Source organism: Flavobacterium ginsenosidimutans (assembly GCF_037478105.1).
Taxonomy (GTDB): Bacteria; Bacteroidota; Bacteroidia; order Flavobacteriales; family Flavobacteriaceae; genus Flavobacterium; species Flavobacterium ginsenosidimutans.
In genome coordinates this window covers 4,100,843-4,123,157 of sequence record NZ_CP147988.1, presented here as the reverse complement: position 1 = coordinate 4,123,157, position 22,315 = coordinate 4,100,843, and the positions used below count along the sequence as shown (strand labels likewise).

The window sequence follows — 22,315 nt, the reverse complement described above, 5'->3', positions numbered from 1 at the left end:
GCATGAAGGCCTTATTTAAAAGACAGACTGAGCCTTTTGCATATCACAGGCATTACCTGCTGGCGCAGAAAAGATGGGCAGATGAAATGCAGAGGCTCACGGGTGGCCTCTCAAGGAGACAGCTGGTCTGGGCTCTGCTGCTATTTACGGTTTTGGCATCAGGCTTTTTAATCTATAGCCTGTATCGGTCATTTAATAAAGAAGCTGAGGCTTCTGCGGATTTAATAGACGCTTCAAAAATTAAGACAATCAACTTAAAAAAGTAAAACGATGCAAGAGAAAACATTATCTCCAAAAGAATCAAAAAAGAGAAAGATGCTTCTAGTGCTGCCTCTTATAGCGTTTCCATTTCTGACATTCTTATTCTACTCGTTAGGAGGAGGACGTATGGTAGCCAAAACTGCAGGGAATGATGAAAAGAAGGGATTTAATTTCAATCTGCCCCTGCCTAAATTTAATGAGGACTCAACACTTGACAAGATGAGCTATTATGATCAGGCGGCGCTTGATTCTATAAAATTGCGCGAGCAGATAAAGAAAGATCCTAATTATTCTGAAGGTAAAGCCTCAGAAGATAAAGCAAATTCTTTTTCGGCAGATGATTTTGAATCCCGCATTCTTTCAAAAAACAGAACGGCTTTTAATTCACTGTCTTTTCAGGACCACAATGAACAGAAAGTTTATGAGAAGCTTAGGGCTCTTGAAAAGGCAGTCAGCCAGCCTACTGCTGCTGCTTCGGGTTATGGACAGGACATGAGGGAATTTGAAAATTACGGCCTGTCAGGGGACTCGGATGGGATTAAAAAGCTCGAAGGGCTTATGTCCGCGATGAGCGCACCGCAGGAAGCTGATCCAGAACTTCAGCAGCTTGGCGGCATGCTGGAGAATATCTTAGACATACAGCATCCGCAGCGGGTGCAGGAAAGGCTTAAAGAGTCTTCCGAAAGCAAAAAAGGCAGGATATTTTCCGTACAGAAAAAGGGGGCAGAGAACATTATCAGCTCACTGGAGCAGAAGGCCGATATGCAGAGCTATCTAAAAACCAATGCATTTTATCCGCTGGATGAAGAACCGCCTGCTGAGGAAGTGCAGAACTCTATTGAAGCGGCCGTCCATCAGACCCAGACAATTGTTAACGGCTCGGTGGTTAAGCTAAGGCTTACGCATGATATTTATCTGCAGGGAACAGCCATACCCAAGAATACTTTTCTGTATGGAATAGCCGCCTTAAAAGGAGAGAGGCTTGAGGTAAAGATTGCCAATATACAGTACAATAATTCGATTTTTCCAGTGGATCTGGCTGTTTATGATGTTGATGGCATTGATGGCATCTATATACCCGGAGCGATCAGCAGAGATGTGGCTAAAGCATCCGCCGACCGCTCTATCCAGACTCTGGGGCTAACAGGAATAGCTGATTCCTGGGGAGCGCAGGCAGCAGGAATGGGAATCGAGGCGGCTAAAAGTTTGATGAGCAAGAAGGTTAAACTCATAAAAGTGGTGGTGAAAGCGGGCTATCGGGTCCTGCTCTATGATGAGAAGCAGAAGAATATAAAACCTTAAAGAATTGAAAAAATGAAAAAAATAAAGCATCTGCTTTTAATTGGATGGCTGCTGATCTGCAGCTGCGCCTATCCGCAGCCGGCAGCAAAAGAAACGGTCTTCTATGAAGATAATTACAGCAATCTTCAGATTGGGTTTTCCAAAACAACAAGCATTGTTTTTCCTTATGCCATTAAGAGCATCGACAAAGGAAGTTCAGATGTGCTGGTGCAGAAAGCCAAAGGGGTGGAGAATATACTGCTGGTAAAGGCAGCCAAGCAGTATTTTTTCCAGACTAATCTAACAATAGTGACTTCAGACGGGAGACTGTACGTATTTGTGCTGAATTACGATGAAGACTGCCCGGACTTAAGCATTAAAGCTGAAAATGCAGTTGCAGCCAGTAAAGATGTACTGTTTTCATTGGAGAACGAGAACCAGAAGAAAATAGAGCAGCTCGCATCACTTGCCTTATCAAAGAAGAAAAAGACGGGCGGTTTAAAAAAGTCAAAGTTCCGGATCAGCCTGGAGGTAAACGGCATTTTTATCCATCAGGATGTTCTGTATTTAAGGGTAGTATTCGAAAACAGATCCAAAATTAACTACGATATAGACCAGCTTCGATTCTTTATCAGAGACCAGAGAAAATCAAAACGCACGGCATCTCAGGAAATAGAACTGCAGCCATTGTACAGCACCTCTTCATCTTCTGTTGTTCCTTATAAGTCTGAAGTGGTTAAAGTCTTTGCGCTGGAGAAGCTTACCATACCTGAGAATAAATATCTGACGCTTCAGATGATTGAAAAAAATGGAGGCAGGCATTTGGAAGTCGATATTAATGATAATCTGACTGATAAAGTGTTTCCAATTGGCGAATCCAGCATCACTTCCAATTAAATGCTAAAAATAATTATGACTATAAATATTGCTGATACTGAAATGCTTTTGGGCTTTGCTAAGGAAATGGCTTCTCTTGGCTATCGCTATGCCGCGCATCCTTTGAATCTAGTGACTGACAGCGATAGCATTGCGTTTTTTAGAACAGCAATGGGCGCTGAGGACCACTGTCTTATAGGACCTAATGATACGGACTATTTTAAGAGCATGCCAATAGATTCGCTTATTGATGGCTTAAAGATGGTGATGCAGAGCGGAATGGACACCTGCGGCAATGGGACCCTTGATCTGGCATCGTTTGTCCGATCGGAAAGCGAAAAGAGGGAATTAACAGAGAATAACTTAAATGGAAATATTATGAATCAGAAGAATTTAGAATTTTTAGAAAACCAGATCAAATACACTGGTTTTGGAGAGTCACTGCAGATAGAGCTAAAAAAGAAGATGGAGAAGGGGGAAAAGGAGTTTACCCTTAGCCATGATGCAAGATTTGATACCGCCAGGCTTCTATCAGAGCTCAGCTTTAAGAAATCGGATCAGAGCGATCTGTATTTCTTTAACTCCTATAAGGCTATCCTTCAGAAAGAGGGCGCTCCGCATGCATTGGAGCAGATTTTTTACATAGGCAGTGAGAATAACTTTACGATGAAGGAAGCTTTTAATCTGCTGGAGGGAAGATCAGTGAATAAGGATCTGGTGAGCAGGGATGGGGAGATCTATAACTGCTGGGTAAAATTAGACTTTACTGATGGCGAGACCAATGGAAATTTTAAAATGCACCATTACCATCAGAACTACGGCTATAATCTGGAGGCGGCCCTTGAGAAGCATGCAATCAAAGAGCTTCAGACCCCAGAGGCTAAAGAGAGCCTGATGAATTCCCTTAAAAAGGGAAATGTGCAGGCTGTGACTTTTATCGTCGGCGGGGAGGAAAAAAGACAGTTTGTGGAGGCCAATCCGCAGTTTAAGACTATCAGGGTGTATGATTCCTCAATGCAGAGGATCAATGGCAGAGAGAGCCAAAATCAGAAGCAGCAGGATCCGCAGCAGAATGCTGTTTCTTCCTCCAAATCGCAGAAAAAGGGGGCGGATGGTGAAAGCAAAGGAGAAGATGTCTCGGAAGAGCAGCAGGAAAAGAAGGCTAAAAAAAAATCGCAGTCGATTTAAATCCAAATAGCGGGAAGATATGGAAAGCCTGAAGCCCTTAACGGACTTCTTTTCTGCAATTGAAAAGGATTACCGGATCAGCACTACGCATATTGCCATTTATGCGGCCCTTCTGCAGTTCCGATATGTTAGGGGCTCTGGCAATCCCATTGAGGTTTTCAGAAGGGAGCTCGCGCCCATTGCCAAGATTTCCTCCAGATATACCTACCATAAATGCCTTCGGGAGCTGGACGAGTACGGCTATCTGCATTATGAGCCTTCGTTTAAGAAGACCAGGGCCAGCAGAATTTACTTTTTTGATTTTGAAATCCGTAAAATGATAGAGCAATGAAACCGTTTACTTTTGAAGACCTGCCCAATATACTGGGAACCCTTATGATGCGCATGGAGAGCATTGAGCGTATGGTGAAGGACATTAGAAACAATAGGCCGCCTGAGGATTTTGATCCGGGACTGCTGACAATTCTGGAGGCTTCCAAACTTGTGAACCTTTCTGTGGCCACCATCTATTCCAAAGTGTGCCGAAATGAGATTCCCGTGAACAAGCAGGGCAAGAAGCTTTACTTTATAAAGTCGGAGCTTTTAGAGTGGATAAAGTCTGGGCGAATTAAAACCATTTCAGAACTGCGGTCCGAAGTGGAGCAGAGATTTAAAGGCAGGGATTGATTTTTCCTGCCTTTTTTTATGGCTGGATTTATCCTTTTTATGGAAGAGGTCTGTCTGATGTGAGGCTGATTTCTGCTTTCAGTAAAAAGTGAGATCGGATCCGGATGGTCAGACAGGAAATTCAAACAGCGGCGAAGTTGTCGAGGCGGTCTGCTATTGCAGTGCACGAAAAAAAATTATTGAGCAGTTTCTAAGAGAAGAAATCCATTAGCTTTGCGTAACTAAATCCTATTTTTATGTACAGTTTTAAAAATGATTATTCTGAAGGTGCGCACCCGAGTATTCTCAAGAGCCTTATGAAAAATAATCTGGACCAGCAGAATGGATACGGGGATGATGACTATTCCCTAAAAGCTAAAGAATGCCTGAAAGAGAAAATGGGCAATCCCGATGCCGCTGTTTATTTTGTGTCTGGAGGCACCCAGGCAAACCTTCTGGTAATTTCCGCCTTGCTGAGAACCCATGAAGCTGTAATCAGTGCGGCGACAGGGCATATTTTTGCCAACGAGACAGGTGCAGTAGAACTCACTGGCCATAAGGTAATTGCTGTTGAAGGCCAGAATGGTAAAATAACGGCTTCTGATATTCAGAATGCAGTTGATTCGCATCAGCTCAGGCCACACGCCGTTAAGCCTAAAATGGTCTATATCTCCAATTCCACTGAAATAGGAACCGTTTATAACAAGACGGAGCTCTGGGAGATTGCAGCGGCATGCCGCGCCCTTGATCTTATTCTTTTTATGGACGGAGCCAGGCTCGGCCACGCCCTTACTGCTGAAGGCAATGATCTGACATTAGCTGATATTTCACATCTAACCGATGTGTTTTATATAGGGGGCACCAAAAATGGCGCTCTTTTCGGGGAAGCCATCGTATTTAAGAACTCCAGCTTATGCAGTGAATTTGACTATGTCCTCAAACAGCGCGGCGCACTGCTGGCAAAAGGAAGGGTATTGGGAATTCAGTTCTATGAACTCTTTAGGGAAGATCTGTATTTTACTCTTGCGGCAAAAGCCAATGGATATGCCCAGCAGATTGCCGAAGCGATTTCAAAGGCCGGTTATGAATTTTTAACCCAGCCAGCCACCAACCAGCTTTTTCCGATTCTTCCTAAAAAGGTGATTGCGCGGCTGCATGAAAAGTTTGCGTTTTACGTTTGGAAAGAAATAGACAAAAGAAGTGCGGCAGTGCGTATAATCACTTCATGGGCGACGGATCAGAAATGGGTGGACGAATTTGCAGAGGATATTAAAAACAGCACTAATCCGAAATTGGACAGAATCTCTGGAAAGGGAAAATAATGATTATAATTCATTATAAATAAAAAAAGCACCTGTTTTTTGGACAGGTGCTTTATAAACTGCTACTATAGTATATTATGCTACGACTACGTTTACTGCGTTTGGACCTTTTCGGCCTTCCTGTATGTCATATCGAACCGAATCGTTTTCACGGATATTTTCCGATAGACCTGAAGCATGAACAAAAATTTCGTTTCCTCCATCATTAGGAGTTATGAATCCGAATCCTTTTTCTTCATTGAAAAATTTTACTGTACCTTCTTGCATATTAAATATTTAATTTGTGCAAATGTACTCTATTAGATAATAGCAGCTTAGGAAATAATTTTTATTTATGCTTTAATTAACTTTAAATGAAAAAAGATCCATTTTTTGGGTGCTGCTTTACAGGAGGTATCCTTTAAATAAATTAGGGAGGAAGAAGCGCTAATTTATTTTGGAAAGCATTAGATGATTTATTATACCATTAAATTTAATGTTATGATGCTGTCAAATCCTTAAAAATCATTATTTTGGCTGTAAAGAATAATTCAGGGAAATGCAATCTACAGCCAATGGAAAATAAAATAAATCTGGCACTCATTCTTATGGTGGTGCTTTTAGGCAGATCATCTGCACAGACCCATTATGATACTTTGTCGGTTGGCGGCATAAAACAGGTAATCTCCTATACGGGGAATGCCGATCGGCCTTTAATATTATTCTTGCACGGCGGTCCGGGCAGTTCCAGAATGAGCCAGTCTGATCTTTTTTCCGCAAGGCTTCGGGATCACTTTACAGTTGTGCAGTGGGACCAGAGGGAAACAGGCAGAACACTGTCCTTAAACCAGTCGCCGGTTCCCATTACATTGGAATTGATGGAAAATGACACTTACGAACTCCTGCAGCTTCTTTTGAAAAAGTTCAGCCAAAAGAAACTGTATCTCGCAGGAGAATCCTGGGGAACTGTCCTTGGCTTCAAAATGGCTGAAAAGCATCCCGGACTGCTGTATGCCTATCTCGCATTCAGCCCTGTTATCAATCAGAGCAAAAGCGAGCGGCTGCTGCTGGACAGGCTCAAAGCGGCTGCAAAAGAAAAAGGAAATCTGGCTGCTGAAAAAGAATTGAGTACAGTTAAAATTCCTTTTGAAAAATACCAGTCGCTGTATTACTCCAGAAAATGGATGTTCCATTACGATGGGCAGCCTTTTCCGGATAAAGACACCACTGCTGTTAAAGAGTATCTGAAAGGCTGGTCAGAGAAATGGCTGCCTACATGGAATAAGGCCGTCAAGCAGAATCTTATGAGGGAGCTTCCTAAAATCAGCTGCCCAGTTTATTTTTTCATCGGCGGAAAAGATTTCCAGACTAACTATGCCATCGCTGAAGAATACTTTAAGCAGCTTAAAGCGCCGGAGAAAAAAATATTCCTGTTTGAAGATGCTGGCCATTCGGTGCTGACGGAAAAGTCTGGGGAAATTCAAAAAATAATTATCGGACAGATTTTAGGTAAAAATTAAAATCCCGTCATAGGTGGGGTGGGAGGCAATTATACTGCAGGACCGCATCAGTAATAAAAAACATGATGCTGCAATGTAATTGGCAATGTTTGATAAAGTGTAGAACCTGCTGCCCAGCCATTATTCTGCTGTCTTTTATTTTCAGGCTTACTTACTTAATAATAAGCTGATTTCAGGTATGGGGGCCACTGTCTGCCATTAAAACCATTCAAAAGCGCATCGTCGGATTGCGGATCAATTGCGCTTTGGCAGTAGGTGGCATGCAGAAAATCCTGTAAAAGCTTTTAATCGGCTGTTTTTCTTATATTTATATTCTAATTCTTGTGAAAATGGAAACACCAAGGGATAAGATAATCATGATTCTCGACCGGCTCGGCATGTCTGTTAAAGTTGCCGCAAAGGCAATGAACATAAAAGAGGAAACCTTTCGAAGAAACAGAAGCGGAACAGATCCGAGAAATTATTTCAACGAAAAGAATTATACGGACCTTTTGGATTTTGCCATCTCGGAACTGGAGTATCTGATTGCATACAGTTTTACCAATAGCACAAATGCGGACCATTATAGTGATGCGGTCTCTCAGATCGGGAGAATATTTGAGGAGTATCCGGAATCTAAAAAGAAAAGGGGGTTCAGCCTTTTTGAGGAGCTAAAGGCTGTGGTAGATGGCATGGAAAAGGGAAGCGTCTTTTCAGATATGAATCTGTATGCCTTTCTTATCAATGATATCGTTGAGAAATCTTCGGCTCTTGAAAATGAGCCTGATGCCTTTACTATAAAGCGGTACAACAATTATGTGCACAGCGGAAAGAAAAGCGATCATCCGCGTTGGATCAGCTTTATTAATTGCCGCAGGCAGCAGGCTGTCCACAAAATCCTTCTTCGAAATATCAGCCAGCAGCTTTAGGCTATAAAAATTGGTTGGCTGAAAAGGTTTTTATAAGTGAAGATAATAAGACTGTGACTGATAATGTAAATGTTAATTGCAATTGTCAGATGAGTTAGATGTGTTAAAATGTAGATTTAAGTAAAAGATTAAATGTTTGGTTGTTAATAGTTTTAAATCAGATGATTAAGCGGGTTCGGATTCTTCTTTATAGATAGATTTGGCTAATGCATTTTCAGATAAAAGAGAATAAAACTCCCATAGTACCGTTTTTTATTAAAACGATATTATGGGTTTATTTGATTTTATGATAGTGGAAATCGCTATGGATTTGGGAACTGCCAACACTTTAATAATCCACGCAGGAAAGATTGTGGTAGACAGTCCTTCAATAGTGGCAAGAGATATCAGGAACGGAAAAATTATTGCCGTGGGCAAGGAAGCCAGCTTAATGCAGGGCAAGACACACGAGAATATTAAAACTATTCGGCCGCTTAAGGATGGGGTCATTGCTGATTTCGATGCTTCGGAAAAAATGATCAGCTGGTTTATCAGCAATATACCTGAGATAAAGAAAAATCTTTTTAAGCCGGCACTGCGTATGGTGGTCTGCATTCCAAGCGGTATTACGGAAGTTGAAATGAGAGCTGTAAAAGAGTCCTGCGAAAGGGTGAACGGAAAAGAAGTCTTCTTAATTCATGAGCCGATGGCGGCTGCTATAGGAATGGGGCTGGATGTTATGCAGCCCAAAGGAAATATCATCGTGGATATCGGCGGAGGCACCACAGAAATTGCGGTTGTTGCGCTTGGGGGCATCATCTGCGATAAATCCATTAAAATTGCGGGAGATGTCTTTACCGGAGATATACTCTATTATATGAGAACGCATCATAATCTGTATATTGGTGAAGCAACCGCAGAGCAGATAAAAATAGAAGTGGGTGCAGCAATTGAAGAGCTTGAGGATGCGCCAGATGATATGATGGTGCGCGGAAGGGATCTGCTTACGGGCAAACCCAAAGAAGTGCAGATAACCTCAAGAGAAATTGCAAGAGCTTTAGATAAATCAATACTGCGAATTGAAGATGCCATTATGGTAACGCTTTCAGTTACGCCTCCTGAACTGGCAGCAGATATTTACAACACCGGGCTGTATCTTGCAGGCGGTGGAGCAATGCTCCGCGGTCTTGATAAAAGAATTTCCCAGAAAACAGACCTGCCGGTCTATATTGCAGAAGATCCCCTGCGAGCGGTGGTAAGAGGCACGGGGATTGTTTTGAAAAATATAGACAAATATAAAAGCGTGCTGGTAAAGTAGGCTTTAAAATGTCAAGCAGCTGCGAAGCAGATAAAGAAATTAAAAAAGTATAGATATGCTTATGACTATTATCCACATGGAATAGCGCTTTCTGAAATTAATCTAATCTATTTGCTATGAGAAAAAAGGCAGAAGAGAACGGTGTGGCAGTAAGTGCTATTGCAGGTAATATACTGTTCATATCAAAGGATGCCTTGTGAAGATCCGCTCCCTTTAATTTCTTTAGATAATGAAAAACAGTCTTTACTAAGGCAAGCATCTTAAATGCTCTTTTAATTATGGCTGTTTTTAAAGGGTTTGATGGCAAGAGGGTTAATGAATCTTTTTAGATTTATTTCCTTCTGCAGATGAAATCTGGTTGAAAGGTCGATAGGAAGATAATGAAGCTTTTTTAGTAAAGCTCGGATCTGGTTTCTGGAATCTGAGTGGTCAGCTATAAAAAAAATATCTTCTTTGTTTTTGTTCAGGGCTGAGATCTGTTTTTGCTTAGTTTCGACTGGATTGAACAATTTTACCACATGAGCCTGCGGAAGCAGTGAGGCTGTTATTTTATAGGTCATGGCATTTGTGATGCCTGACAGCAGCAGATGCGGATCGAAAATCAGTCCGCTTGTATGAACGACTATCTTGCCGGACATGTCAGGCAGAGACTGTATAACGTTTTCTAAATCATCCTTTGCAAGAAACAGCAGAACTATTTCAGCAGAGGCTGCCTCTTCTAAGGTTCCAATCCTTGCGTTGGGCTCCATTTTTTTTATTGCCTCTTTTATAAGATTCCCGCCCCTGGGATTGTTTATTATCACTTCATAACCTGCGTCTGATGCCCTGCAGGCTAATTCAAGGGTAAGGCTGCTGATGCCGATGACTCCAATTTTCATAATTTCTTCTTTTTTAATTATTACTGCTCACTAGTAAATTTTAAGAATGTCGATGCTATATGTAATTGCATGTGGATTTATTGGAGAGAATGTCTTTCGCATCCGAGGAATAAATTTACTGCTATTATTTATTTGTAATCAGAGTATATTTACTTGTTTTCAATGGAAAAGCGAATTGTTGAGAAGTGTTAAAAATGAAAATGCAGTTTTATTTTAAAGCTGGAGATTAAACGGTTGTGGGTTAGAGCAGCTAAATTTTAGATATTTTTAATATATTTGTTTTAACTACTTTGTTATCGTTCTATTGAAGGCCCATTTATTTGTAAAAACAGCTCTTTTTGATTTTTTATTCTGTAAGAATTTTATATTTAAAATCTTGTACCTTAATTGTACCTCGGCATTGCTTAACCCTTATGAAATAAGGAAAGTTAATTTCTGTATTGGCAAGTAGAGGGGACAAAAAGAAACAAAATAAAAACAATAAAAAGAGTTAAGGTGTTTGTAAGAAACATTTTAGCTCTTTTTTTGAATATTTAGGTTTGTGAAACGCACCTTGATGTACCATCGCCTCCTTTTGGAAAGATGTTTACAGCCTTTTTTAAAATATCATGTTCTAATTCTTTTTCTTTTTCTTTTTCTTTTTCTTCTGAAGGGATAATAGCTACTTTTTAGGGAAATAATTAATGTTAATGAATTGTTATTTAGGTTTTTAAATATTTTGGTATTCTACATTTTATCTTCTGGATTGCGATTGTATCCTTATATCGTTTAGATTTACAATATAATATTACTATCTAAAAAACCGCTAACAATGAAGAACGCAATTATTATACTTGGTGCTGTGCTGCTCTCAAGTAGCCTTACAGCGCAGTTAAAACTGAACCCAAAAAATATTGATGCAGTCATTAAGGAAATGACCATTGAAGAAAAAGCCAATATGCTTGTAGGCTATACCTTTGGTAAATCGTATTGGGGGTTGCCGACTAACCCCGATCCTAATGCTGGAGCTATTGTACTTGGAGCAGCTGGAAATACTGCCAAAAACGACAGGTTTGGAATACCGCACACTGTTTTTGCCGATGGGCCTGCAGGTGTACACATAAGTGCTGAAAGGCCAAACGATCCCCAAAAATACTACTGTTCTGGTTTTCCAATCGGAACGCTGCTTGCCTCTACATGGGACACTGAACTTGTGAATGCAATAGGCTCCACCTTTGGAAGCGAGGTGAAAGAGTATGGCGTGGACGTTATATTGGGGCCGGGAATGAATCTGATGCGCAATCCGCTATGTGGGCGCAATTTTGAATATTATTCTGAAGATCCTTTTGTTTCTGGTTTGATTGCCGCGGCAATTATTAATGGAATTCAAAGCAAGGGCGTGGGAGTCTCGGCGAAGCATTTTGCGGCCAACAATCAGGAAGGAAACAGAACCCATAATAATGTGATAGCCAGCCAGCGTGTGCTCAGAGAACTGTATCTGAAAGGATTTGAAATAATGGTAAAGAAAAGCCAGCCTTGGACTATCATGAGCAGCTACAACTATATTAACGGAGTCTACACGCAGGAAAGTGAAGATCTACTCACTACAATCCTGCGTGATGAATGGGGGTTCAAAAACCTTGTCCTAACCGACTGGACGAATACGAGAAATACCGCAGCACAGGTGCATGCTGGAAATGATCTTTTGACACCAGGAAACGCCGAGCAGATCAAGCAGATTGGGGATGGATTGAAAAACGGCTCTATCTCTATGGCGGATGTCGACCGTAACCTAAAACGCATATTGGAATATATAGTTAAAACCCCAAGATTCAATGGATATAAATTTTCAAACAATCCTGATTTAAAAGCCCATGCAGAAATAATACGTAAAGCTGCACCTCAGGGAATGGTGCTGCTGAAGAATGAGGGCAATGTGCTTCCTCTTGCTTCTTCAATGAAAAAAGTTGCTCTTTTCGGACATACTTCCTATCATCTTTATGCTGGTGGTTCAGGATCTGGCGATGTAAATAAACCATACGTGGTGGACTTAGTTGAGGGACTTAAAAATGCGGGCATTCGAATTGATGACACTTTAAACACTGTCTATTCAAAATATCGAGATTATGCCCATCACGAGGCAGAATCTGAAATGGGAGCTTTTTCATCATCGAGCTATTTTCCAAGGCCAAGGGTGAAAGAACCGCAGATGGGAATTTTCACCTATGCCAATGCCGCAGAAAGAAATGAATTTGCCATTGTTACGGTAGGGAGAAGTTCTGGTGAAGGCAATGACCGTGCTTTTGAAGACTTTAATATAAACGCAGATGAACTTGATATGCTCAAACAGACTTATGAGGCTTTCCATAAAAAGGGAAAAAAGGTCATTGTAATTTTAAATGTGGGAGGTGTAATTGAAACAGCTCCTGTACAGAAATATTCAGATGCTATACTGCTTGCTTGGCAGCCAGGTATGGAAGCGGGAAACAGCATTGCTGATGTGCTTACTGGCAAAACAGCCCCTTCTGGAAAACTGACGATGACATGGCCAGAAGCTCTGGCTGATGTTCCTTCCACTAAAAATTTCCCTAATGGTTTAACATGGAGAGATGAAATTTTTGTCAAGCAGGATGAGATCAATAAAATGCCAAATTTGGGAGAAACTAGATACGATGAGGGCTTGGATGTCGGCTACAGATATTTCCAGACAGCAGGAAAGAAAACAGCTTATCCTTTTGGATTTGGAATGAATTACACGCAATTTGAATATGCCAATGCCTCAGTTAAGGAAAAGAACGGAGTGTACACAGCATCAGTAACTGTAAAAAACATTGGAAAATTAAGCAGTAGAGAAGCTGTCCAGCTCTACATTACAGCACCCAAAGGAAAATTGGCAAAACCAGTTTATGAGCTCAAAGCATTTGGAAAAACAAAAGAACTACAGCCAGGTGAAAGCCAAAAGATTGAAATGACATTTACCAATTATTATTTGGCTTCCTATGACGAATCAGAGCAGGCTTTTGTCACTGATAAAGGAGTTTATGTTGCACATTTCGCCGCATCGGCAGATGATATCCGCCAGAATGTTAACTTCAAGGCGGTGGCACAGACAGTCAAATGTCATGATGTTTTGAAATTGCAGCCGTAGCGTTGTTTATAAGTGTGGATATGGCTAGTTAAGATTTTACACTTTTTTATATAAAGGAGAGTATAAGTGATGAATTTAATTTTCTTCATTTATGCTCTTTTTTATTAGCAGTTATATGAGTAATGCTCCCGTTGTATTAGTTAATCTTTTTATAGTGTTATTGTACTAAATGGCTATTAGCAGCAGTTTTAATTATAATACTCTGATATTGTAATGAATGTGCTTTTTTCTTTTTCTAAAATCTGTATCCCTTCAGAAACTAAATTATCTTCTGGATCATCATCTTCAAACTCCAAAAATAATGATGAATTGGCATTGTCATTTTTTTTAAATCGGCCTTCGATAAGCTTTTTGCAATAGTTGTCAAATTTAAATTTACATGCTATATCGTTAATTTTGCCTATTAAAGCACTATCTAATTCCTTGTTTGGGTAAATATCTGTTTTAATTTCTACTGAACTGATAAAATGGTCACAGCCGCCTTTATATACAGTTAGAGTGTCTCCATTGTATATTAATGTCGCTTTGTTGGTTTTTGGATCCCAAACATATTTTTTGATTTCAAGCTCATTGAGCCATTCCTCTGTTATTTTTTTGTAATTGTCATCAAATACGCAATCTGAATCGTTTTCTGATTTACCATTATCTGTTTTTAAAACCGTATCGGATTTACTATTTTTAACTATAATATTTTCTGTCTTTGTTTTTTTCTCAGAACAGGAAAGTGCTATAATCAGTATTAATGTATAACAGAAAGTTTTTTTCATAAAATTATTCTTTAACTAAGATATATGTCTCACAAATACTTCGCTTATTTACCCTATTTTTTTGGGTGGGTTGGCGGACGCTAGTTTTTTTTTATTTTCAAAAATAGCCTTTTTATTTCATAGAACTTCAAGTGAATCCTTTTCATTTACACTGCGCGGTGAGTAGCATTTAGGTTTTGGCGGTTATATTGCGATTGTTATTTTTTAAAAGCCTTCCTAAGAATAAACAGAAAAAAAAAGGTATAAATTCATGAAAGGATTTTGGACTAATAGCTTCAGAATCTTTTTTTTGCATTTAAAAACGTCTTCTTTTTCTGCTAATATTAAAAAATCATTAAATGAATGTGTAAGCAAAATAATGAAACTCTGTTTGCGGTAATTTTGTAAGGATTCTTTTCCAATTTAAAATTATACTATGAGCACTGTTTTGATTACAAGATTAAGAAATGGAGATGATTCCTGCTTTAAAGAAATCTATGAATTGTATCATTTTAAAGTTTTTTGTTTTGTTAAGAAATATGCTGCTCGGCAGTCCGATGCCGAAGACATCACTCAGAATGTCTTTATCCATCTTTGGAAATATCGCAGTAAAATTGATCCTTCCGTAGAACTTGATTCTATTTTATTTAAAAGCTGCAAACAGGAAATTTCCAAATGGTATAAAAAGCAGAATCGCATTCTTTCGGTCGAAGATTCCCAGTTAATTAAAGAACTTGACAGTGCTGAAGAGGCAGAAACTGATCTGTCTTCAAAACTGGAGAAGATAGAGCATTTGCTGCAACAGATTCCTGAGAAAAGAAGAAAAATTTTCACACTCCATAAGTTCGATGAAATGAGCTACAAAGAGATTGCCGAGGAAATGGGAATGTCTCAGAGTGCCGTCGCTAATCAGATATCAAAAACACTCCAATATCTTAGAAAGAATTCTGTAGAAAGCCATGAACTGTATTGGTTTGCACTGTTTTTTATCAATCACTGCCATTCCTTGAATTCTTTTACTGATTTTTCATAAAACCCTAAAGCTATTTTGATTAAAAATGTATCGGCATTGTAAAGGAATTGTAACCTGATTTTTGAGCTTGTTTTTTAAGGTGTTAGATTTTAAAGGGTTAAAGGAAATATGGCTTTTTTTATGTATTAATAAATCATTAAGTCTGAAATTGCCCGTGATTTTTTGGAGTAAAGCTGTCTAATGTAGATTGACAGGATATTTTGAGGATTTTCCTTAAACATTAATTTTACTCTTATAAAATGAAATTAAATCGGCTAAAAGAAGAATGGGACGAATTACCGCAGAAAGGAATATTTCCCGAAGAAGTAAAACTGCGAATGTGGCATGCTGTTGCATCGGTAACTATTAATAGACGCAGAAATATTTACCGCGGAGCTGTGGCCGCCTGCGCAGTTCTTTTTATTTCACTTGCCGTATCTCAGTTTTATTTTGGATCTCAGTCTTTAAAAACTACTGGAGTTATCACACAAACCTATCCGCAAGATATTAGGCTAATTCGTCTGTCTGATGGAACCCGTGTCTGGGTAAATGAAAACACACGAATTGAATATCCGGAAAAGTTTGCTGGGAAGGAGCGAATCATAAAATTAAAAGGGGAAGCTTTTTTTGAAGTGGCAAGAGATACTTCACGTCCTTTTATTATCAGCTCAGGAAATATAAAAACTACCGTTTTAGGAACTTCATTTGATGTAAAAGCGTATGGGAATATTGCTGAGGTAAATGTAAGAACAGGAAAGGTCAAAGTAGAAAGTAGCCAGAATGCTGTTTTTCTTGAAAGAGGTTCTGCAGCTGTATTTGTTCCAAAAGAAAATATAGTTCAAAAACGTAAGGCTTTGGTTATTGATCCAGAATGGAAAAACTCCCTTATTGATGTAGACGGCTTAAGTCTTGAAGCCGTTATTGAAAAACTAAAAGCAAATCACGAGTTTACTTTTAAATATGCCAGTGAAGATCTAAAAAAGCTTCAGGTGAAAGGAACTCTTGATACCCGACAAGGAGTTCAGGAAATATTGCAGACTATTGCTTTTGCATTAGAAATTACCATTAAACCTGTTGGTAATGATACCTACGTTGTAAGCCGATAATCAGCATACGAAAAGGTCTGCTGAACCTTATCTCTATAATCCAGAAAAAAATATATACAACCAAAAACAAATTATTTATTATGAATGATTATTTTAGGCAGTTTCCTACTGCCGTACAAATTCTATTTTTTTGCATTTTCTTGGGGATCACAAATGTTTATTCTCAGTCGGGTGCTGTTTCTGTTGATTTTAAAAATGTTTCTCCACAGCAGGTTTTTGAAAATTTAGAATCCAGAACGCCGTATCGTTTCATTTATCAGAAAGATATGGATTTAAGCAAACCGCTTATTGATCTTAAAAAAGAGAATATTTCCATAGATGATCTTTTGGCAGAACTTCAAACACTTACGAACTTAAATTTCAGAAGAAATAATACCAATATTGCCGTAAATAAAAAATCGGCTTCCAAAAAGCTCGGAAGCATTTCAGGAAAGGTAGTAGACAAAAATGGTTTGGCACTTCCAGGAGCTTCGGTTAGAGTTATTGAAACTGCTAATGCTGCCGTTTCTGATTTTGACGGAAATTATTCATTTAGCTTAGAAGCTGGAACCTATTCGATAGAAGTAAGTTATGTCTCTTTCCAAACTCAAAAAATTACAGATATAAAAGTTGCAGAGTCTGACGTTGCGCTGAATGTTATTTTGAAAGATGATTCGGAATCTCTGGATGAAGTTGTAGTAACACAGACGTTTCAAAAAGCGACAGCTTCAACTGAAGGAATGCTGCTACAGCAAAAAAAAGCGGCACAGCTTTCAGATGGTATTTCTGCCGAACAGATTGCCAGAACACCAGATAAAGATGTTGGAAGCACTTTAAAGCGTATTACAGGAGTTACAACCATTGATGATAAATATGTAGTAGTTCGTTCTATGGGAGAACGTTGGAATCAGGCTGTTATGGATGGAGTAAACCTCCCAAGCACAGATCCAAGCCAACAGCAGTTCAATTTTGATATTATCCCGACTGCTATGGTAGAAAGCGTTGTAGTTAGTAAAAATGCTACGCCAGATATGTATGCCAATTTTGCGGGAGGATCTGTAGAGGTAAAAACAAAAGATATTCCTAAGAAAAATTTTATGGCTTTTTCTATTGGAACTTCATACAACAGCAGAGCCACTTTTAAAGATCGTTTGACAAAAAAGGAAGGAGAACATGATTATATAGGTTTTGACGACGGGACGAGAACTTATCCTTCAGGTTTGACAAATATTGATGTTCCAACAACTGAAGCAGAATCAGGTCCGTTTATAGAACAGTCTAAAAGGTTCACGCAGGATAATTTCACCACTTTTAAAACCTATGCTACTCCTGGAACTTCGCTACAATTTGCTTTGGGACAGGTTTATAAATTAAAAGATAATAATAAGTTTGGTTTTGTGGGATCGGCTATTTTTAAGAATACGCAGGATCAGTTAAAAATCGATCATACCGAAAGAGGAAGCTATATGCCAAATTCAGAGTTTGTTCCGGAAGAAGAAAATGGATATTCTACTTTCAAAAAATATGGCTTTAAAAATTCGGGAGCTTCTTATAACTTCAATTCTACTTTGGGCGGAATGTTAAATGCAGGAATCCAGTTAGGAAAGCATAAAATTACTACCCGAAATACCTATATGCATATGTATGACAACCAGCTTACTCAAATTACGGGCTGGAATATGTATACAGGAAACCTTGAAGGAATTGTTGACGGTACTTTTCTTCCTTTTACCAAAGAAACAGATTATCCGGTTTATCAGACTTTTATTCAAAATAAAATTGAAGGGAACCACCGTTTCGGGAAATTTGAAATCAATTGGTTTGGAGCTTTCAGTAGCACTTCAAAAGATACAAAAGATGCTACTTTCCTAACGAGCCTTCGCAGAAAAGTAGGCGATGATACGCAGCTTTATCAATTGGTTTACAATTCAGATCCTGAAAGCTTTAAAAGATCAAATTTCACCAATAGTGAAAACGATTATAATGGTGGAATAAACTTCAGCTATGCTTTTGACTTTAATGATTCTTTTGCCAATATAGTAAAAGCAGGATATTTTGGAACTTATAAAAAAGCCAAGAACCAGCAGGAGTCTTCAGCTTTAAATGTTGTTGGACAAGGAACAGATACTGCCATTGTTGATTTTCCTCTTTCAGAGCTGTTAGATGGCTCTTATTACCGCTGGGGAGGTTTTGGCTGGAAAAGGATTACCACTTATGGTAATGAGTATATAGGAGATGTAAAAGTTCATTCTCCTTTTTTAATGCTCGACAATAAATTTAGCCAATACGTTCGATTGGTATGGGGACTTCGTGCTGAAAGCTATGTATATACACAAATTGCAAGTCAGTCAGACAATGCAGGCGGTTTTGAAACGGTACAGAAAGATGATAAAGTTTGGCAATATCTGCCTTCAGCAAATCTTACGGTAAGCCCTTCCAATAAATTAAATCTTAGGCTTGGATATAATAAATCGGTATTGAGACCACAATTCTCAGAACGTCTAAACATGCCCTATTATGATCCAGTGCGCAATGCGATGGTATTAAACTATACAGGCGGAATTGTTTCTACAGTGGTTGATAATTATGATTTTAAAACAGAATGGTTTCCGTCGCAAGGTGAGATTATTTCATTTGGCATTTACAAAAAGAATATAAAGAATCCAATTGAAGGCGTTACTCAGATAGGAAATGATGGAGGAACGAGATACATCTATAACATGAATTCTGATAGTGCAGAACTGTTTGGATTTGAATTTGAAATCTATAAGAATTTATCTTTTTTAGGAGAAGGCGATTTATTGAGAAAAATTTTCATTTCTGGAAATGCAGCTTTCAATACTACCAAAGTAACAGGTTATGTCAATATTGATGGAACGGGAGGATTATATGAAGCAAACCGTCCGCTGTTTGGCCAGGCTCCTTACAACTACAATATTGGAATGGATTATATAGGAGACCGTTTAGGTTTCAGCATCAGACATAATGCAATAGGTGACCAGTACATTCTGGTAGGTTTTGATTATCAAGCCGAAGAAATCCGTATGCCTTATGGTGTAACTGATGCACAGGTAAGCTATAGGTTTTTTGAAGAAAGAAATTTAGAACTAAAACTGGGAATCAAAAACCTTTTTGATACTGCTATTGAAACCTATAACAATGCAAACAGCTATTCTAAAAATGTTGATTTTGAAGTTGGTGCGAATCCAAGAGATCAAAAAGCATTAGGAGCTGGAGCTTCAGACAAATATGATCCTTATATCGATAGAAAAATGTTTAAGGCTTGGACAGGCAGAAGCATCAATCTTTCGCTAAGCTACTCATTTTAATAACATTGAATACTTAATTTTTAACATAAGTGATGGTGAAAATTAAGAAACTGTTAAGGATGAAATTTTAAGTGATTTTTCCCTCATTTGAAATCTAATGTAAATAAATAAGCAATTCATCACGCTCTTATAAAGATCGGTTTAAAATTTTAATTCTTTTAAAAACTGCAGTCTGAAAGTAAAAAATTGACACGTCAGAAATCTGCAAATAAAATCCAAGTCACAAGAGCTGACTATATAGGTAAAATTGAATTTCACGAATAAAATTTCACTGTTAAGCCTGCCAATAGTTTTTAAAAGAAATAATCCTTTCGTGAATGCCCCTGAAACGAAAGAAGAATATAAGGGATAGGTCTCCGGCGGTAAAACGGAACACTTATTACAAAGTTTACCAAAAAAGGAAAAGGCCAAAGAGAAGATAATTTGCTGCTCCTCTCAATGACCTCTGATGTAAAAACATGCAGCAATATAATCAAAATTCAATTACCATGAAAAAAGTTTTTTTGTTAGCGATTGCAATGATGTTCTTTAATTCTTGCCAAAATGATGATGCGGCTGCTGATTCTTCTTTTGCAATAAACTCTGCTGGTGCAGATTATTCAGGTGTTCCAACCGCAGTTCAGACTGTAAGCGGAAACATTACTACAAACACTACTTGGACAAACGACAGAGTTTGGGAAATCAGTGGAGTTGTTCGCGTAATTGGGGCTAAATTAACTATACAGCCAGGTACTTTCATCAAAGCTAAACCGTTAACAGGTGGAGCAGCTACAGGTGTATTAGTAATCACTAAAACAGGACAAATTGATGCTCAGGGAACTGCTGCTTCTCCGGTTATCTTTACAAGCTATAACTTATTAGATGCAAACGCGGCTACTGTAGCTGCTCCAGGTGATTTCGGTGGTGTTGTACTTTTAGGAGATGCTCAAACTAACACAGGAGTTACAACTAACGTTATCGAAGGTTTAGGAGATCAGCCAAACGTATCTGATTTCTACTATGGTGGTTCAAACAATGCTCATAACGCTGGTATCTTGAAATATGTTCGTATTGAATTTGCTGGACGTATCCTTGATGCTGCTACAGGAGTTGAAATCAACGGTTTAACAGCTGGAGGTGTAGGTAGTGGAACATCTATCGATTACGTACAAGTTTCTTACGGTAGAGATGATTCATTCGAATTCTTCGGAGGAACTGTTAATGCTTCTCACTTAGTATCTTTCGCACCAGACGATGATAACTTTGACTTTGATTTTGGTTATACAGGAACAATCACTAAAGCTATCGCTATTGCTGATAAAAATTCTACTCACAGTTTAAGCGGAGGAAGCCCTGACTCAAATGGTATCGAATTAGATAACAATGCTACAGGTTCATCTACTACATTAATTACAAGACCAGTTATTTCTCAAATGTCTATCGTGGGTGCAAGTTCTTCAACAGATGCTGCTCTTTACGAAAATGCTATCCACGTACGCAGATTGGGACAAATCAGCCTTACGAACGTTACAGTTACTGGATATGTTACAGGTATCAGATGGGAAAGCCCTTCTTTACCAGCTAACTCTTCTTGGAGCCTTTTATCAGTTCACGGATTTACAAACCCTGTTCTTCCAGTTGGCACTTCATTAGGATTAGGAAGCACAACATCTACAGTTAATCCTGCAACTGCTTGGAGCTTAACTCAGCCATTCTTCAATAATGGAGCTTTAAACTTCACAGGAGCTACAGGAGCGTTTAAAACTGAAGCTAACTGGACTAATACTTGGACTAAGTTTACTAATTTTTAATTAGTACTCCGTATTAAATAATAGCATGAGACTGTCTGAAGAGTGTGTTTATGTTTTTTTCTTTAGAGCAGTACAAGTCGGTATATTTGTTTTGCTTTATCATTGCTCATCTTACTGCAAAATATATACTGCTGTGCCCGCTCTTTAGGCAGTCTCTTTTTAAATACCAAAAAATGAAACAAAAACTACTCGCACTACTATTTTTACTTGCTTCTGGAATGGCAAATGCGCAATTTACAATTTGGGAGGATGATTTTGAAGATGCTGAGGTATCTGATTGGATTTTAACAGATGCTGATGGAGATGGAATGAATTGGATCGCAAGAAACAATTTACAGCTTGATGAAAATGGTGCCATAACAGGTGGCAGTTACAAAGTGCTGGGCACTTACAACATTGATTTCGCTTCAGGTGCACCACTTGGAGTGGAACAAAAAAACTGGGCAATAATGCCAGAAATTGACTTATCATATTATGCAGGAGCTATGGAGCTGATTGTAAATGCACAAAAAGCCATATTCGACGGTCCTGATAATTTATACATATATGCTTCGATAACTGATACCAACCCTGATTCTTTTACCCAGATTGGAACTCTGGAAATTACAAGAGAATCGGTAACAGACGCGGAGTTTAAAGATTATATCCTAGATATCTCTCAACTTGTAGGACAGAAAAAAGTATATATTGCTTTTGTAACCACGCCAAACTTCGTTATCGGCTACGAAATAGATAAAATTTCGATTACTGCAGCAGCATTAGGTTTAGATAACGCTGATGGAAAGAAAACCACTTTCTTAAAACAAAATCCGGTAAAAGACCTTTTAAGACTTGAAATAGGAGATACAGTTGAGACTGAAAACCTCGATTTAAAAATATATAACGTCTCAGGAGTTTTGGTAAAAGAACCTAAATACAATGCCTCAGGAATTACAGTAAACGATTTGTCTTCAGGATTGTATTTTCTGGTTATTGAAAACGAAGATTCTATTCAAAAAATAAAGTTTATAAAGGAATAACAGGCTTTATGAACTTACAATCGCAAAAACATTTTTATAATATTTAGACTTC

Annotated in this window: 19 protein-coding genes; 16 read left to right on the top strand and 3 right to left on the bottom strand. The window is 38.6% G+C overall.

Going from position 1 to position 22,315, the window contains the following annotated elements:
- Positions 1–2 precede the first annotated feature (2 nt).
- The 7 genes from V6624_RS17975 (at position 3) to V6624_RS17945 (ending at position 5,573) form a co-directional block, all read left to right on the top strand.
- Positions 3–266: a hypothetical protein gene (locus V6624_RS17975; protein ID WP_263522979.1), complete on the top strand. Its 264-nt coding sequence runs from the start codon at positions 3–5 to the stop codon at positions 264–266.
- 4 nt (positions 267–270) lie between these two features.
- Positions 271–1,563 carry a conjugative transposon protein TraM gene (gene traM, locus V6624_RS17970; protein WP_263522978.1) on the top strand — a complete coding sequence of 431 codons (1,293 nt, stop codon included), beginning with the start codon at positions 271–273 and terminating at the stop codon, positions 1,561–1,563.
- Positions 1,564–1,575: 12 nt separating this feature from the next.
- Complete coding sequence (gene traN, locus V6624_RS17965) at positions 1,576–2,439, top strand: conjugative transposon protein TraN (protein ID WP_263522977.1); 864 nt, start codon at positions 1,576–1,578, stop codon at positions 2,437–2,439.
- 15 nt (positions 2,440–2,454) lie between these two features.
- Complete coding sequence (locus tag V6624_RS17960) at positions 2,455–3,606, top strand: hypothetical protein (protein WP_263522976.1); 1,152 nt, start codon at positions 2,455–2,457, stop codon at positions 3,604–3,606.
- Positions 3,607–3,625: 19 nt separating this feature from the next.
- Positions 3,626–3,937: a hypothetical protein gene (locus V6624_RS17955; RefSeq protein ID WP_263522975.1), complete on the top strand. Its 312-nt coding sequence runs from the start codon at positions 3,626–3,628 to the stop codon at positions 3,935–3,937.
- A complete protein-coding gene (locus V6624_RS17950; protein ID WP_338839608.1) occupies positions 3,934–4,272 on the top strand; it encodes a helix-turn-helix domain-containing protein in 339 nt (112 codons plus the stop codon). The genes V6624_RS17955 and V6624_RS17950 overlap by 4 nt, the downstream gene beginning before the upstream one ends.
- Before the next feature lie 236 nt (positions 4,273–4,508).
- On the top strand, positions 4,509–5,573 hold the full coding sequence (locus V6624_RS17945; RefSeq protein ID WP_338839607.1) for a threonine aldolase family protein: 1,065 nt from the start codon (positions 4,509–4,511) through the stop codon (positions 5,571–5,573).
- A gap of 75 nt (positions 5,574–5,648) precedes the next feature.
- Here V6624_RS17945 and V6624_RS17940 read toward each other — a convergent pair whose 3' ends face one another.
- Positions 5,649–5,840 (bottom strand): cold-shock protein, encoded by a 192-nt coding sequence (locus V6624_RS17940; RefSeq protein WP_263522972.1) that lies wholly within the window; start codon positions 5,838–5,840, stop codon positions 5,649–5,651.
- A 287-nt stretch (positions 5,841–6,127) separates the two neighbouring features.
- Here V6624_RS17940 and V6624_RS17935 point away from each other — a divergent pair, with 287 nt between their 5' ends.
- The 3 genes from V6624_RS17935 to V6624_RS17925 all read left to right on the top strand — a co-directional run bounded on the left by V6624_RS17935 (position 6,128) and on the right by V6624_RS17925 (position 9,277).
- Positions 6,128–7,072: an alpha/beta hydrolase gene (locus V6624_RS17935; RefSeq protein ID WP_338839606.1), complete on the top strand. Its 945-nt coding sequence runs from the start codon at positions 6,128–6,130 to the stop codon at positions 7,070–7,072.
- Between the two features lie 329 nt (positions 7,073–7,401).
- Positions 7,402–7,980 (top strand): hypothetical protein, encoded by a 579-nt coding sequence (locus V6624_RS17930; RefSeq protein WP_263522970.1) that lies wholly within the window; start codon positions 7,402–7,404, stop codon positions 7,978–7,980.
- 268 nt (positions 7,981–8,248) lie between these two features.
- Positions 8,249–9,277: a rod shape-determining protein gene (locus tag V6624_RS17925; RefSeq protein ID WP_338839605.1), complete on the top strand. Its 1,029-nt coding sequence runs from the start codon at positions 8,249–8,251 to the stop codon at positions 9,275–9,277.
- A 272-nt stretch (positions 9,278–9,549) separates the two neighbouring features.
- Here V6624_RS17925 and V6624_RS17920 read toward each other — a convergent pair whose 3' ends face one another.
- Positions 9,550–10,155: an NAD(P)-binding domain-containing protein gene (locus V6624_RS17920; RefSeq protein ID WP_338839604.1), complete on the bottom strand. Its 606-nt coding sequence runs from the start codon at positions 10,153–10,155 to the stop codon at positions 9,550–9,552.
- Between the two features lie 811 nt (positions 10,156–10,966).
- Here V6624_RS17920 and V6624_RS17915 point away from each other — a divergent pair.
- Complete coding sequence (locus V6624_RS17915) at positions 10,967–13,282, top strand: glycoside hydrolase family 3 C-terminal domain-containing protein (RefSeq protein WP_338839603.1); 2,316 nt, start codon at positions 10,967–10,969, stop codon at positions 13,280–13,282.
- 188 nt (positions 13,283–13,470) lie between these two features.
- Here V6624_RS17915 and V6624_RS17910 read toward each other — a convergent pair whose 3' ends face one another.
- Positions 13,471–14,049 carry a hypothetical protein gene (locus V6624_RS17910; protein WP_111290081.1) on the bottom strand — a complete coding sequence of 193 codons (579 nt, stop codon included), beginning with the start codon at positions 14,047–14,049 and terminating at the stop codon, positions 13,471–13,473.
- 415 nt (positions 14,050–14,464) lie between these two features.
- On the opposite strand from V6624_RS17910, the gene V6624_RS17905 reads away from it, so the two are divergent.
- The 5 genes from V6624_RS17905 (at position 14,465) to V6624_RS17885 (ending at position 22,263) form a co-directional block, all read left to right on the top strand.
- Positions 14,465–15,061: an RNA polymerase sigma factor gene (locus V6624_RS17905; protein WP_111290083.1), complete on the top strand. Its 597-nt coding sequence runs from the start codon at positions 14,465–14,467 to the stop codon at positions 15,059–15,061.
- 239 nt (positions 15,062–15,300) lie between these two features.
- The gene (locus tag V6624_RS17900; RefSeq protein ID WP_111290085.1) at positions 15,301–16,146 is read left to right on the top strand and encodes a FecR family protein; all 846 of its coding nucleotides are present in this window, start codon (positions 15,301–15,303) and stop codon (positions 16,144–16,146) included.
- Between the two features lie 80 nt (positions 16,147–16,226).
- The gene (locus tag V6624_RS17895; RefSeq protein WP_338839602.1) at positions 16,227–19,454 is read left to right on the top strand and encodes a TonB-dependent receptor; all 3,228 of its coding nucleotides are present in this window, start codon (positions 16,227–16,229) and stop codon (positions 19,452–19,454) included.
- 488 nt (positions 19,455–19,942) lie between these two features.
- On the top strand, positions 19,943–21,244 hold the full coding sequence (locus V6624_RS17890) for a hypothetical protein (RefSeq protein WP_338839601.1): 1,302 nt from the start codon (positions 19,943–19,945) through the stop codon (positions 21,242–21,244).
- Between the two features lie 173 nt (positions 21,245–21,417).
- Positions 21,418–22,263 (top strand): T9SS type A sorting domain-containing protein, encoded by an 846-nt coding sequence (locus V6624_RS17885; RefSeq protein WP_338839600.1) that lies wholly within the window; start codon positions 21,418–21,420, stop codon positions 22,261–22,263.
- Positions 22,264–22,315 lie beyond the last annotated feature (52 nt).

Excerpts from the sequence above, each read along its gene's own strand:
- V6624_RS17975 (WP_263522979.1), top strand. The coding sequence starts at position 3 with ATGAAGGCCTTATTTAAAAGACAGACTGAGCCTTTTGCATATCACAGG.
- traM (WP_263522978.1), top strand. The coding sequence starts at position 271 with ATGCAAGAGAAAACATTATCTCCAAAAGAATCAAAAAAGAGAAAGATG.
- traN (WP_263522977.1), top strand. The coding sequence starts at position 1,576 with ATGAAAAAAATAAAGCATCTGCTTTTAATTGGATGGCTGCTGATCTGC.
- V6624_RS17960 (WP_263522976.1), top strand. The coding sequence starts at position 2,455 with ATGACTATAAATATTGCTGATACTGAAATGCTTTTGGGCTTTGCTAAG.
- V6624_RS17955 (WP_263522975.1), top strand. The coding sequence starts at position 3,626 with ATGGAAAGCCTGAAGCCCTTAACGGACTTCTTTTCTGCAATTGAAAAG.
- V6624_RS17950 (WP_338839608.1), top strand. The coding sequence starts at position 3,934 with ATGAAACCGTTTACTTTTGAAGACCTGCCCAATATACTGGGAACCCTT.
- V6624_RS17945 (WP_338839607.1), top strand. The coding sequence starts at position 4,509 with ATGTACAGTTTTAAAAATGATTATTCTGAAGGTGCGCACCCGAGTATT.
- V6624_RS17940 (WP_263522972.1), bottom strand. The coding sequence starts at position 5,840 with ATGCAAGAAGGTACAGTAAAATTTTTCAATGAAGAAAAAGGATTCGGA.
- V6624_RS17935 (WP_338839606.1), top strand. The coding sequence starts at position 6,128 with ATGGAAAATAAAATAAATCTGGCACTCATTCTTATGGTGGTGCTTTTA.
- V6624_RS17930 (WP_263522970.1), top strand. The coding sequence starts at position 7,402 with ATGGAAACACCAAGGGATAAGATAATCATGATTCTCGACCGGCTCGGC.
- V6624_RS17925 (WP_338839605.1), top strand. The coding sequence starts at position 8,249 with ATGGGTTTATTTGATTTTATGATAGTGGAAATCGCTATGGATTTGGGA.
- V6624_RS17920 (WP_338839604.1), bottom strand. The coding sequence starts at position 10,155 with ATGAAAATTGGAGTCATCGGCATCAGCAGCCTTACCCTTGAATTAGCC.
- V6624_RS17915 (WP_338839603.1), top strand. The coding sequence starts at position 10,967 with ATGAAGAACGCAATTATTATACTTGGTGCTGTGCTGCTCTCAAGTAGC.
- V6624_RS17910 (WP_111290081.1), bottom strand. The coding sequence starts at position 14,049 with ATGAAAAAAACTTTCTGTTATACATTAATACTGATTATAGCACTTTCC.
- V6624_RS17905 (WP_111290083.1), top strand. The coding sequence starts at position 14,465 with ATGAGCACTGTTTTGATTACAAGATTAAGAAATGGAGATGATTCCTGC.
- V6624_RS17900 (WP_111290085.1), top strand. The coding sequence starts at position 15,301 with ATGAAATTAAATCGGCTAAAAGAAGAATGGGACGAATTACCGCAGAAA.
- V6624_RS17895 (WP_338839602.1), top strand. The coding sequence starts at position 16,227 with ATGAATGATTATTTTAGGCAGTTTCCTACTGCCGTACAAATTCTATTT.
- V6624_RS17890 (WP_338839601.1), top strand. The coding sequence starts at position 19,943 with ATGAAAAAAGTTTTTTTGTTAGCGATTGCAATGATGTTCTTTAATTCT.
- V6624_RS17885 (WP_338839600.1), top strand. The coding sequence starts at position 21,418 with ATGAAACAAAAACTACTCGCACTACTATTTTTACTTGCTTCTGGAATG.